Origin of the sequence: Phaeodactylibacter sp. (genome assembly GCF_022763345.1) — a bacterium.
GTDB lineage: Bacteria > Bacteroidota > Bacteroidia > Chitinophagales > Saprospiraceae > Phaeodactylibacter.
Genome location: NZ_JALEGS010000056.1, coordinates 49,003 through 62,073, shown reverse-complemented (window position 1 = coordinate 62,073; position 13,071 = coordinate 49,003). Strand labels below are relative to the sequence as shown.

At 54.1% G+C, this 13,071-nt stretch carries 7 protein-coding genes; 2 read left to right on the top strand and 5 right to left on the bottom strand.

What is annotated here, in order from left to right:
- Positions 1–164: 164 nt before the first annotated feature.
- A complete protein-coding gene (locus MRY86_RS15860) occupies positions 165–3,350 on the bottom strand; it encodes a zinc-dependent metalloprotease (protein ID WP_293567972.1) in 3,186 nt (1,061 codons plus the stop codon).
- Positions 3,351–3,627: 277 nt separating this feature from the next.
- On the bottom strand, positions 3,628–3,927 hold the full coding sequence (locus MRY86_RS15855; protein WP_293567970.1) for a hypothetical protein: 300 nt from the start codon (positions 3,925–3,927) through the stop codon (positions 3,628–3,630).
- Positions 3,928–4,395: 468 nt separating this feature from the next.
- Here MRY86_RS15855 and MRY86_RS15850 point away from each other — a divergent pair, with 468 nt between their 5' ends.
- The gene (locus MRY86_RS15850) at positions 4,396–5,784 is read left to right on the top strand and encodes a gliding motility-associated C-terminal domain-containing protein (protein ID WP_293567968.1); all 1,389 of its coding nucleotides are present in this window, start codon (positions 4,396–4,398) and stop codon (positions 5,782–5,784) included.
- 304 nt (positions 5,785–6,088) lie between these two features.
- Here MRY86_RS15850 and MRY86_RS15845 read toward each other — a convergent pair whose 3' ends face one another.
- The 3 genes from MRY86_RS15845 to MRY86_RS15835 form a co-directional block, all read right to left on the bottom strand.
- Positions 6,089–6,484: a VOC family protein gene (locus MRY86_RS15845; RefSeq protein ID WP_293567966.1), complete on the bottom strand. Its 396-nt coding sequence runs from the start codon at positions 6,482–6,484 to the stop codon at positions 6,089–6,091.
- Positions 6,485–6,624: 140 nt separating this feature from the next.
- Positions 6,625–8,280, bottom strand: a complete 1,656-nt coding sequence (locus MRY86_RS15840) for a DUF1501 domain-containing protein (protein ID WP_293571642.1) — start codon at positions 8,278–8,280, stop codon at positions 6,625–6,627.
- Between the two features lie 10 nt (positions 8,281–8,290).
- Positions 8,291–9,742, bottom strand: coding sequence for a DUF1800 domain-containing protein (locus MRY86_RS15835; protein WP_293566662.1), 1,452 nt, complete (start codon positions 9,740–9,742; stop codon positions 8,291–8,293).
- A gap of 86 nt (positions 9,743–9,828) precedes the next feature.
- On the opposite strand from MRY86_RS15835, the gene MRY86_RS15830 reads away from it, so the two are divergent.
- Entirely contained in the window at positions 9,829–13,065 is a 3,237-nt protein-coding gene (locus tag MRY86_RS15830) for a T9SS type A sorting domain-containing protein (RefSeq protein ID WP_293566661.1), read from the top strand.
- Positions 13,066–13,071 lie beyond the last annotated feature (6 nt).

Below are 13,071 nucleotides of genomic sequence, written 5' to 3'. Positions count from 1 at the left end.
GTCGCACCTATCCCAACCGTAAGTTAGGGCATACTCCCTGGGGCAGCCTACACTTAAAGTATACCCTAACGGCTCTGCCCGCCCCGCCCCTTTGCTCCAGCAAAAAAAACTGCAGCCCGGGCCAAGCCCAAACTGCAGTTCCAACCTAAATAACAAAACTCAGTCTACTGACGCACCACCTTCAGCACTTCCCGGTAGCCATCTTCTGTGAAGACCTCCAGAAAGTAAAGCCCGGCAGGCAGGGAGGCAGCGCTCCAGTCCAGCTCCGTCTCCCCCTCCATTAAAGGCTGCTGGGTAATCCGTTGACCAAACTCGTTGAGCAGGGTCGCCTGCCCTTCCGCTGCAAGAGGTTGGCTGAATTGTAGCGTGAACGCATCCCGGACCGGATTAGGCAGAATACCCGCTTTGATAACCGGAGCCGATTCCGCCGTCCATTCCATCGTGTTGGGCACAGCAAGGCTGCCGCCCTGACTCAGGTAGCGCACTTCGCCAATAACGGCAGTGGCATCTCCGAACGGGTCGGTTGAGAAAACCGCCAGCCCCATTTCCACACAGTTCGACATCGGCAGGTATGCCTGATGGAAGAGCACCCAGCCACCACCGCTGGTATTGCGGTAAAATGCCCGTAGGAGGTCGCCCTGACGGGTCAGGCGCAGCCACTCGGGGAAGGATGCGTAAAAATTATTGCTGCTCCGTGGGCCGTTCTGGGTATACCGAATTTCCCGCCGCAACAGATTCGTCAGGTTCGAATAAACGGCATACATTTTGGAGCCCGGGTCACTGCTCTCCCGGATCATCAGCCCGGCGTAGCCGCCAACCACGTCCCGGATGCGGGCCTGAATGCCGCCGTTGCCGCAAAGAGGAACGCTGGCAAAAGCCAGATTATCAGAATTTTGAGGAATAAGGTTATAGCCTCCGGTGCCAATGGTGAAGTCGCCAAGATCAGGGTTGTCATTGATACAAGGATCATATTCATAAAAACTGCCATCGCCCTGATCGCCAATGTCGTTGGCGGTCCACTGTGGAGGTAAGGCGGTGCCAATTTCCACGGTAACCATAGCGGTGCAATCATCTGTATTGCCACTCGGGTCTTCAACGGTGAGCACCACTGGGAAAGTCAAATAGGCATCATCACAGGTATAAGTTACGCCGGGGAAATCTGCCGAGCTAATACTGCAATTATCGCTGCTGTTGACATCATCAAAGATATCGCTTAACTGGAGGGTGTATAACCCATCAGGCTGCAATGCTACAGTTGGATTGAAGCAAACTGCAGTTGGCTTGATATTGTCTTCCACGGTAACGGTGAAATTGCAAACACTCACATTACCATTGACATCGGTGACGGTGAGTGTTTCCGAATTACCCCCGACTTCATCGCAGTCGAAGCCTGCCTGGCTAAGCACCAAAGAATTGATACCACAGGCATCATTGGAGCCAATATCTACCGCTGCTACCGAGGTGGAGGCATCCCCGTTGGCATCAAGTTGCAAGGTCACATCCTGGCAAAGGGCTTCAGGAGCTACGTTGTCTTCAACCGCAACGGTAAAGTTGCAAATATCGCTGTTGCCATTGACATCTGTTACCGTAAGCGTCTCAGCGTTGTTCCCTACATTACTGCAATTAAAATTGACCTGGCTGAGTACCAAAGATTGAATGCCACAGGCATCGCTGGAGCCGTCATTTACAGCAGCCAACGAAGTAGACCCATCACCATTAGCATTAAGCTGTACCGTTACATTCTGACATTCTGCGGATGGGGCGACATTGTCTTCCACTGTGACGGTAAGAAAGCAAAAGCTGATATTACCATCAAGATCGGTAACTGTCAGGAACTCCGTATTCTCCCCCACATCAGCACAGGTAAAGCTGGTCTGGCTGAGCACCAAAGGCTGCAAGCTGCCGCAAGCATCGTAGGAGCCATCATCAACTGCTGCTGCAGTAGTGGAGCCATTGCCGCTGGAATTGAGCTGTACGGTGACATCCTGACAACGGGCTACGGGAGGGACGTTGCTGCCATCATCCAGGCAACCGGCATTCATTACGTAATTGCGCATCACGTTGCCGGGCTGTGTCCCCATGCCGTTTGTCATATTGAATGTACCGTGCCCAAAGCTATCGAAGTAGCTCATAATTGTTGGGAAAACACCAAGTTTGTAGGGTGTGTCCAGACAAGATTCTCCTTCAGGCTCATCCACAACCACGCCCATAGGGTCCACATTACCATAATCGTCTATCGTGGTGCCATCGCCATTCCAAACGCAGGCATGGGTGTGGCGGGAATCCAGGTTGTGGCCAATTTCGTGAGTCAAGACCTTTACAAAGCGAGAGTACATCGTCCAGTCAACAATGGGCGAATTGCCACCGGCTCTGGTCAACGCATAGGAATCTGAAGTACAGAGGCCATCAAAAAAAGCAATACCACTTGCCCCGGTACCAAATGTCGAGGTTCCGGAAATCAGCTGTGCCAGGTCACCCGGCCAACCGGCACCTGTGGTGTTGTAATAATCCCTGAACTGATTGCGCTGAAATGCTGCACTCGAATCTTCTTCGAAGGCATTATCGTCGGATGTCCAAATAAACATTCCGGACATCACCATATTGATGTTCTCCGCATTGTAAATATTCATCGTCTGCGCAAAAACAGCAGTCAGGCGGTTCGCTGTTTCGGTGAGGTCTGAGCCACAAACGGTGTAGTAGGAAAAATCTGCCACCAGGTAGACCTGTATCACCTGGCAACCGCCTCTGGAGTCGCTCACACCAAAGAGTTGATCTTCGGTATACTCCGGCAGGTCTCTCCCCTCCGTTTCGATGTGGCAATTGAACTGTAGCAACTGTTCCTTAAGCCGCTCTTTTAGGTCAGCGGTCCTGAAAAGGATATAGCGATCCGCTTCGCTTTTTAGCTTGGCAAGCTCATAATTGTGTCGGCCATCACTGAACAGGGCTACAAGTTGCTGCTCATAGACGCTGACCGTTACCAGTGAAGAAGAATGCCCAGCAACAATCCCTTTGTAGTGGACTCCAAGGTCAACCTCTTCTGTCCGGCTGCCGAAACTGGTTTCTACTTTGAAATCTTCAGCAAAAATATTGACCTTGCCCAGGTGCAATTCCAGGCTGCTGCCATCGGCTTGGGGCAGATCTATGCTGAAATGGTTTGGGGCTGCTTCCCGCAGAGCTTTCAATTCCTCCAAATCAATGGTGAGCAGGGTGCCGCCCGTAACCTGTTCATAGGTTTCTTCAGCGGGTTTGGGCTTACCGTCACCAAATAAGTCGAAGGTGGATTTTTGCTCCTGGCCGTATGCCGCCATAGTACATAATCCGAATAACAGTAAAAGAAAAATCGGTCTCATAAATAATGGGTTTCGATGGTTTAAGTAATAATATCGTATGTTAAAGCAAACCTCAGGCTTGCCATCAAGCTATGAATAACCAAGAAATAGCTCTCCTCTGTACCAGCGCTGGTAAAGGGTGAACCGGAGTACGGTTCAACTTCAAAAACGCTATCCACGGCATAGGGGGGAGTATGCTCAAAAGGAGTTGAGCCCAACTGTGCGAACAGACAGTAAGGCAGAGACTGTTAAGCTGGAAATTAGACGGTCTTAAAAACTCAGTACTAAACGGAGGGTGCTATGCTTTCGATTGCCCCGTTTTTCTGAAGCGTTTTTCACTTCCTGGCATATGGCGCTCAGGGCGAAAACCGCGGACAAACAAGGTAACCGTGCGTATTGAAGAAAAGGTAGATGAAAACGGAAAGGGCTTTGCTTTCTCTTTACCTGGTTTGAAGGCCAAAACGGTAAACAGAATGGATATTTGCAAGGAAGTAAAAGGTAATGGATTGCATAGTAACAGGTGTTTTTTGGGATCATTGGCAGCCGGGTCTGCTTTCAACAGATAATTTGTCGCTTTTACGACCAACTGCGTTAACATTTCAAATTTACGACAACCAAAAAACAATGTTGCTCAATGCGTATTAAAAACTCAAAAATACCTGATTTAGGGTATATGAGATTGCGTTTCAAAAAATATCCCAATTAGGAGGATTGACCATAGAGCCCAACCTTAGCCCCGCCGAGGTCCAGTTGGCCCAGAGCGGATTGCCCCTGTCCATTAGCGAGTGATTTGCCTGAAGTCAAAACGCACGTAAAGCACAGCCTGCCTAATGCTTTGCACGATACCGATGCCCCTTTAATGCCAACAGGTCGGTAACCCACAGCCAACACTTCGGTTCCGCGCCGTTAGGTTGCGGAAGGTGAGCAACGGACCCCGATGAGACGACTACGCTTTATCGTTTCCCCGCGCTGATTCGGCTTAGCTTCAATTTTTTGAAATCAAGGTCAATCATTAGTTACCATCGCCAAAATTCCGTATTTTAGAATAGACCAATACCTACCGCTTATGGGTTCTCCCAGACTATCCTTTGCCGTCAAAGCAAAAGCAAAATTTTTCCGGCTCCTCATCCCGGGCTTGCTGTTGTATGCCACCACTATTGGCGCACAAGTCAACTTGGTGCCAAACCCCGGCTTCGAAGGACTGAGCGACTGTGCGCTAGATTACGGCCGGGCAGACAAAGCAGTGCCCTGGCAGGTCGTCAATCCTCCATTGGCTACCCCTGATTTGTTTCACTTCTGTTCTGAAAGCGGTTTTTTCGTGCCGCCGAGTGGGTGTTTTGGAGTCTTCCCCCACACCGGCGAAGGTATGGCAGGCCTGGCACAGATGAGCGTGGAAGAGCGTATCTACGCCCGCCTGACAGCGCCCCTGCCTCCTGAGACAGATATTTACGTGGCTTTTTCCTTTCACCCCCGGCAGAAATGCGGAGATGAGTTCGAAACTTTTTGCTATTCCAATACCAATGGCCTTTCTTTTACCGATATAGAAATGCAGTGGCAACAGGTTGTGCTGGAGTCCGATACTTTACTCGATTATACAGAAGACTGGACGACGATGAGCACTTGCTACCAGAGCACGGGCCGGGAAGCGCTCGTACTATTGGGCAACGTTAAAACGGCCGCCGAAGAAATACGGGATTGCGATTATATCCAGCCCGACTTCAACTCTGCTTATTTCTACATTGATGATGTTGTGGTTGCTCCTTTTGATGTGGTACCGGATACAATAATGCTCTGCGGAGCTGACTCAGCAGTAGTGGATGCCGCTTTTTACGATTTGCCAATAGCCTGGAGCGATGGCTGGCAGGGTGGCCTGCGGGCGTTTACGAGGGAAGGACCTTATACCGTTACCGCCGATGCTGGCGAATGCCTGCTAATGGATCAGACCATAGTGGTCCGTATACCGGATGAAAGCCGTGAAGTAGCTGCTGAGTTGTGCAGGGGCAGTACTCTTAGCCTACAGGTGCCTGTGCCGGCTGTGTGGCCCGGTGGAGATACGAGCACGGTCTACACGGTTTCCCGTCCGGGCTTGTACATTGCCGATCTACTGAGCGAATGCGGTGAACGACAGCTTTTTTACCAAGTGTCGGAAACAGATTGTTCTATCAATTCCTTTGTACCTAATGCCTTCAGCCCGAACGGAGATGGCATCAATGACGAGCTGTTTTTTTTCTTTAAGTCCGATTATGCTTTTGAAGGCCGACTCATGATATTTGACCGCTGGGGCAATCAGCTGATGAGCCGGGAGTACAATAGTACGCAGCCATTTGCACGCTGGGATGCTACTTTTAAAGGGAAACAGGTGCCTGTAGGCGTGTACGTCTGGTCCTATGAATACAGGAGCATTCGGGATGGTGAGCGCCGCGTAGTATCTGGCGATGTATCGTTGGTGCGTTGAGCAGTCTGTGGCTGCAGACCATTGATGCAGAGCCGATGCCCCTTTAGGGCAATAGGTCGGTAACCCACAGCCTACGCTTTGGTTCCGCGCCGTTAGGTTGCGGAAGGTGAGCAACGGACCCCGATGAGACGACTACGCTTTATCGTTTTTCCGCGCGGCTCAGGCTTAGCTTCAATCTTTGGGAGGCGGCACCTGCCGCACCTACGGCGCGGGGGGCAGCAACACATTGGAGGTTACCCACATTTGGTCCCTACAGGGACTTTGCGCCATTCCAAAACAGGTGGAAAGCACCTCCCACCTTTTACTACAGCGTCTGTACCAATTGAATGTAATTGCCGCAGGTATCATCCAAAATGGCAAATTTCACCGACCCCATTTCCGTGGGCTTAACGCTAAATTCCACATCGAGGCCCGTCAGCCGCTCATACTCAGCCTCCACGTCATCGACGTCGAATTGCGTCCAGGGCATCCCGGCATCCTTTAGGGCATTTTGGTAGACTTTTGAGGGTTCAAAATGATTGGGTGCAGGCTCCAGCAGCAGTTCCGGGCCGTCGGGCCAATCTTTTGAGACCAGCGTCAGCCACCTGTTGCCGCCACCTAAGGGCTCATCCTTCTTTTTGATGAAACCTAATTTATCGGTATAAAATTGCAGGGCTTTTTCCTGGTCCCGGACGGGGATGCTGATTAGGGTGACTTTCATGGCATAGGTTTTTAAAATGATGCTCTGTTTGGTGTTTATTTTTGGCTGAGTACCCGACTGGGCTTTTTATTTTAAAACAAGCAAGAAAACTATGAATGAGTAAAAGAAAAAAATAAAATAAAAATATGAAATTCCAGTCTTTACCAGCTGATAAGCCTTGTAAACGCTCGCCCACCGGCTTCCAGCCGATAGAAATACCGGCCGGGGCTAAGGAAGAACTCAGAAGGTACAAAACGAAGCCGGTGACTGCCCGCTTCCTGATAGTGGTTCCAAAGGGTGCGGGCAGTAGTGCCGTTTTCGTAAAGCAGCACAATACGCACGGGGCCGGGCTGCCGGACCGCATAGTGGATATCAAAAGCCAGTCCTCCATCCGGGGAAGGCTCGTGGCCCAGCAGCATTCCCACTTCGTTGGCACCGATTGGCAGGTCAGAAGGGGGCAGCAATCCATCGAGTGGCTGTAGCCCTTCACTGTCCAGAAGGTGCTCCGTGACTTCCGGGGGCGTGCACAGCCAGTTTTGCATAACGCTGGCGTAAACCGAACGAAAGTCCACCGAAAAGAAAGGATCACCGTACTGATCGGTATTGTCCAGATCAGGGGCTTCGCCCAGGAATTCACTGCCCAGCCCCTCGCCAAAGAGCAGCATGGGCGCACCGGTACCGTGGTCTGTCCCGGCTGAGCCGTTCTCATAGATGGTACGGCCAAACTCAGAGAAACTCATCGTCAGGACGTTTTCGCTATGCCCGGAGGCCGCCAGGTCAGCATAAAAAGCTTCCACGCTGCTGCCCACCCAGTCCAGCAGATTGGGGTGGAAATTCGCCTGATTGCTGTGGGTATCAAAGCCGTCGATGCTTACCATAAAGACCTTGGTGCCCAGACTGCCTTTGATCATGCGGGCAACGATCGCCATTTGTTCGGCGAGGTAGTTGTCAGGATAGGCCACCTGATTGCTGCCATCGTTGTAGGCCCGCTGAATAGACTCCGAATAACGGAAGGCGCTATTGGCCACCTGCCGCACGTACCGCAGTTCGCGCTCGAAAGGCTGATTGCCCAGGTTGCCCGACTCGTAAAGCGTGCCGGTTTGTGCAATCTGATAAAACTCCGCCGGATTGCTGATCGCCAGGGCATAATTGGCAGAGTCGCTGCGGAAGATCATATTAGGCTGCACCCCAATCTGCAGGGCAGGCGGGATAACCGGCGGCGCGCTCAGAAAGGCAGGCAGGTCCTGTTCCAGCCAGCGCCCCATCCAGCCGGTATTGACCACCTCGCTGCTATCGGAGGCGGAAGCCCAGATATCGGAGGAGCGGAAGTGGGAATAATTTTGCTGAGGATAGCTGACGTTGTGCACCACCTTCATGCGCCCCTCTTCCCAAAAGGGCTGCAGCCCGAGCAGTTCGTTCGGCATGCCGTAATCATCGGACAGCGCCCAAAGTCCATTTTCGGGTACGGCAAGGGTAGGCCGGATGTTGTAATAGGTGTCATTGCCACGGAGGATGACCGTATTCAGCCCATCGTTGCCCCCTTTGAGGCGCAACAGCACCAGCACACGGTCGCCGCAGTTCGTATTCGACAGTCCCGCCAGCATAGGCCCCGGTGCAAAGGCGCTCACCGGGTAACCACTCAGCGTCAGGGCACCGCCCAGCGCAGCCAGGCCGGTCATTTTCAGGAAATCCCGCCGGCCCCATTCCTGATGCATATTTTCGTGGGCTTCGCCATCCTGCAAACGGGTGCCTTTTTTGCGCTCCAGGTAGCGTTTGGCCTTGGGGTGGTAGGTATCCTGGTGATCGTGCTTTGCCATTATTCAGAGGTTAGTTGAGCTGCCATTCCGGGAGGCGGACCAGGTGAACAAATAGGTTGACAATCTGCCAGGGCACACCGCCGTAGTAGAGGCTCCAGGTGCCGTCCTCAAAGTAATTGTCAGGCACATCGCCCTTGAAGTGCAGCGTAGCCACTTCCAGCAGTCGGTCTTCGAGCGGGCGGTTGAGAAATAAGGTGGCAAGTGATTGTGTGATGACCGCCGGGTCGGTTTCCTCCAGCCCCACCCGTTCGATAGCCATATCGCGCAGGCGGTCGAGAAACGCCTGTGAACCGGTCATGCTGTACAGCACATTCTCACACCCTGACCATCGCGCGGTAAGCGTATTTTCCGTTAGCCAGCTGTGGTGCTCCGGCCAGCCCGCCACATCCGCCGGGTTGAAGACTTCCTGTCCGAGATTGCCCGCCAGGTAGGTGAGGTAGCCAATGAGGTCCTCATTGTAATCTTCTTCCCAAATGCCGCCCGTCCTGCGAATGACGCCAACCAGGGCTTCCAGCGGGCTGCGCACCCGGGCATTGATGAAGCGCTGCTCGTAGAAGTGCTCGCTGTGGAAAAGCTGCCGCAGCACGGGCATGATCTCCCAGTTGTTGTCCCGGAAAGTTTGCGCCATGCCCTCCACAATGACCGGGTCGGGCGCTTCATAGACATAAAAGCGATAGAGCTTGCTGCAGATGTAGTTAGCCACCTCCTGCGACCGCAGCGTAAAAATGAGGTCGTGCACATCATCGTACCCCCAATTGCCCGCATGCCCAAAAATCGTTTTGGAGGTATTGTCGTACAGGTTAGGGTCAAAGGTGACGGTGGGATCACAGGAGTACATATTCACCCGCCAGCCGGTCAGGGCGCGGGCCACTTCCACGATATCGTTTTGGGTGTAGCCATTGCCCTCCCCCATCGTGAAGAGCTCCATGAGTTCGCGGGCGTAGTTTTCGTTGGGCTGCGCTGCGATGTTTTGATTCCCATTGAGAAAGGTGAGCATGGCTGGGTTGACGCCCATTTCTTCCACGAAAGTGCGGAAATTGCCAAATGCCCGCCGGTGCAGCAGGTCGTAATAATGCCACATGAAGGAGTTGCAGGCGTAGTCATTTTCCCGGGTCACAAAGTGGTTGTGCCAGAACAGTGCCAGCTTGGACCGTGCGCTCTCGGTAGCCATTTCCCGGATCCAACGGCGGAAGAAGGCGCTCTTGACTTCAAAATAAGTCTGCATATCGTCATCCGGGTAATCGTCGTAAGCCCAGTTGGCCCAGTACGGGGCATCGGGAGCAGGCAGGTTGGAGGCCCCATCGAGCAGTTGGTCGGCCAGCGCCTGAGGCGAAAGGGACAGCCCGGCACTGACGGTGTTATGAGCGGCTCCGAAACCAAGGCGGGCATATAGATGCTGCACCCGTTGTTCGTTCCAGGGCTTTTCCGCACTCGGCTGATAGGGCGCTAATGAATCTGGCATAGTGGCTGGTATTGAATCGCAATTCCTAAAATTAGCAAAAACCCAACGATTATTTTGTAACTTTCATGGAGCAAAGCATCTGAACCTTGAAGACATACATCTTACCTTTATTCCTATTGCTGCTTTCCACTGTAGCAACCACCGCTCAGGAGCTGCTTTTTGAAGAAGACTTCAATAGCTGTGGCCTGAGCAGCAACTGGACGGTCAACCTCACCGGCAACCCGGATGCGGCCTGGTCCGTTGGACTGCCCGAAAATGAAAACAGCGATGGCAGCGCTATCGACGGCAGCTGCATGCTGATCATGGATGATGATGCGACGGGTGAGAACAGCCCCGCCTGGACGCTGCAACTGGAATCCCCGACTTTCGATGCCACCGGCTGGTCGCGGGTAACCCTCTACGCCGATGTCCACTTCCGGAATTACGACGGGCTCGATGCTTTTGACCTCCTGGCTTTCGATGGCAATGAATGGCAATTGCTCCGCCGCTTTCAGGGCGTGGAAGGGCAGACCGGGACGCAATTTTCAGCATTCCTGCCAGTTGAAATCGACCTCACTTTCTTTGCCCACGAGACTTTGCAAATTGCCGTCCGCTACGACGATGGGGGCACCTGGGGCTGGTGGGCCGGCATCGACAATATCCGGGTGGAAGGCACTGGCAGCGGCACCCCTGTCCTTCTGGAAACCTTCAACGAATGCGCCCTGCCCGATGGCTGGCTCAATGAAACCCTAAGTGGCCCGGCGGGATGGTCATTTGGAATGGTGGATAACGAAAATGCCGGCGCCAACAACAGCATCAACGGCTCCTGCATGGCATTCTTTGATGACGATGGACTGGGCGAAGATGCCCCCTTTTCCAAAGCCCTTCTGCTAAGCCCGGTCATTAACGGGCTGGAATTCTCAGAGTACCGCCTCGAATTCGATGCCGTCATCCGGCAATACACGGACCTGGAAAGCCTTTCGGTGGGCCTAAGAGATGAAGCGACCGGCGAGACAGCCTGGGCACAAGCCTATCTCGAAGATCAGGGCGGGCCGCTGTTCGACAATTCCGTTCAGCTGGTGGTCGACCTGTCTGAATACCGTAGCCCACAGATGCGCCTGGCCTTCCTCTACGACGATGGCAACGGCTGGGGCTGGTGGGCCGCGCTGGATAATATCAAGCTGATTGGCGATGGCAGTACCAATGACCTTTGCGAGAACGCCATTGTATTGGAACTTGACGCCCCCTGCACGGCCGGCAACAATCAGGGCAGCGTCTACACCGGACCTGACGCCTGCACACCGCCCGGCGCAGGCAGCCTGTGGTACCAATACCACGCAGCGGGCAGTCAGTGGGTGCATCTGCGCACCTTTGCCGGGTACAACGATGCGGTCACCATCTTCACCGGTGATTGCACCTCCCCGGAAGTACTCACCTGCACCGATTACGACGTGCATGGTTTTACCGGGGAAGACTTGTACTTTGAAGCCACAGCAGGCACCACTTACTTTATCCGGGTGCACGGTCAGCGCGCGGAGTTTGGAGTGCCCCGCGGCCCGCACTGCATCCAACTGAGTGGCGATGGCCCTCCCCCGCCCCCTCCGGCTAATGATGGCTGCGCCAATGCGCTGCCGCTCGAAGTCGATGGCGATTGTGTGGCCGGCAATAATTACCACGCCACCTTTGAAGGGCCCGTCCCAAGCAGAAACAACAAAGCACAGGCTGACATCTGGTTCCGCTTTACCCCGGAAGATGGAACGCCGCTGCGCATCAACTCACAAGCCGATTTTGCCGATGTGCTCACCGTCTACCGGGGCAGTTGCGGAGCGCTGGAAGAGGTCGCCTGCAATGAACTGGGGCAGGAACTCTACCTCGAAGCCCCCGAACCCGGTACGGCCTATTACCTGCAGCTCAGCGGGTTCTTTGCCACATTGGAAGGCACCTGCTGCGTAAAAATCGAAGCTGCCACTCCCGCACCACCTTTGAATGTGCTATGCAGCACCGCCATTGAACTGGAGCTGGGCGATGACTGCACCACTGTACAACCCACCGGGGCAGGCTTTTCCGGACCGTTATCCTCCTGCGCACTCGGGCAGTCTGATGCCGTTTGGTATACCTTCACCACACCGGGCACTGGCTCGGTGGCTTTTGACCTGGAAAGCGATTTTGTGGCTACACTAAGCGTTTTCAGCGGCAGCTGTACCAACCTCGAAGAAATTTTCTGCGCCACGGCCCCCGATGCCTGCACCCATACCAATCGCCTTACCGGACTGACACCCGGTCAGCAGTACTTCCTGCGCCTCGGGGTCAATAGCAGCCTCACAGGCTGGGCGGGAGCGGGTACAGCTTGTCTGCGGGTGGACGAAGCAAGCGGGGCTCCTGAGGCCGCTCCCCTGTCTATTTTCGCCAACCTGGAATGCTTTGGCAACGGGCGTGCCCTCCTGTTGCTGGAAGCTACCGGTGGCTCCGGCGCTTACACCTTTGCCGGCGTATCCGATGGCAGCCTGCTTGACGATGGCATGGCTTACTTCGCGGAGGTAACGGATGAAGCCGGGTGCAATGCTGTGATTTCCGGTACGATCAACTGCCCTGCTACCTGCCCTCTGGATGTGGAGATAGAAATTTTGGAAGAAAATGACTGCCCCAACGACTTCAACGCTGTCCTGCAAGTGGCAGCATTGGGCGGTTCCGACAGCCTGCGTTATACCTGGCAAAACGGATATGACGGCCCTCTGCTCACTCAGGCTATGAACGGCAGCTACCGGGTGACGGTCACCGACCTGGCCAACAACTGCTCGGCCATAGCGGCCTACGAAATAGGAGCGATTGCACCAATTGCCGTGGAGGTCCTGGAACTCAGCCCGCCCTCCTCCGGCGGTATGGATGGCAGCATTTCGGTGGCCGTTAGCGGCGGCACCCCGCCTTATCTGTACGAGTGGTCATTGGATGGCGAGTTCGTTTCCGATGCCGCCAATCCGCAAAACCTAAGTGCGGGCGTTTACCAATTGCACCTCACGGATGCCAATGGCTGCACCTTCAGCTCAGGCGACATAGAACTGGGTACGCCTTCGACCACCCTTTCGGAGCCTATGCATGCCCGCATCAACGTTTATCCCAACCCGAACCGCGGCCTCTTCTACGTAGATGCGGAGGATTTACCCGCTCCCGTCACTCACCTGGAGGTGTACACTGCTTCCGGGCAGTTGGTCCGGCGCGTGGAAATCGGCGACAACTGGCAACCGCCCTATGCCGTTGACCTGTCGGGCAGCAGCACGGGGCTGTACCTGCTCCGGGTGTTTACCGAAGCAGGCATAGCTCAAAGAAGGGTAATAGTGGGGCGGTAGAGTTTG

Excerpts from the sequence above, each read along its gene's own strand:
- MRY86_RS15835 (WP_293566662.1), bottom strand. The coding sequence starts at position 9,742 with ATGCCAGATTCATTAGCGCCCTATCAGCCGAGTGCGGAAAAGCCCTGG.
- MRY86_RS15845 (WP_293567966.1), bottom strand. The coding sequence starts at position 6,484 with ATGAAAGTCACCCTAATCAGCATCCCCGTCCGGGACCAGGAAAAAGCC.
- MRY86_RS15840 (WP_293571642.1), bottom strand. The coding sequence starts at position 8,280 with ATGGCAAAGCACGATCACCAGGATACCTACCACCCCAAGGCCAAACGC.
- MRY86_RS15850 (WP_293567968.1), top strand. The coding sequence starts at position 4,396 with ATGGGTTCTCCCAGACTATCCTTTGCCGTCAAAGCAAAAGCAAAATTT.
- MRY86_RS15860 (WP_293567972.1), bottom strand. The coding sequence starts at position 3,350 with ATGAGACCGATTTTTCTTTTACTGTTATTCGGATTATGTACTATGGCG.
- MRY86_RS15855 (WP_293567970.1), bottom strand. The coding sequence starts at position 3,927 with ATGTTAACGCAGTTGGTCGTAAAAGCGACAAATTATCTGTTGAAAGCA.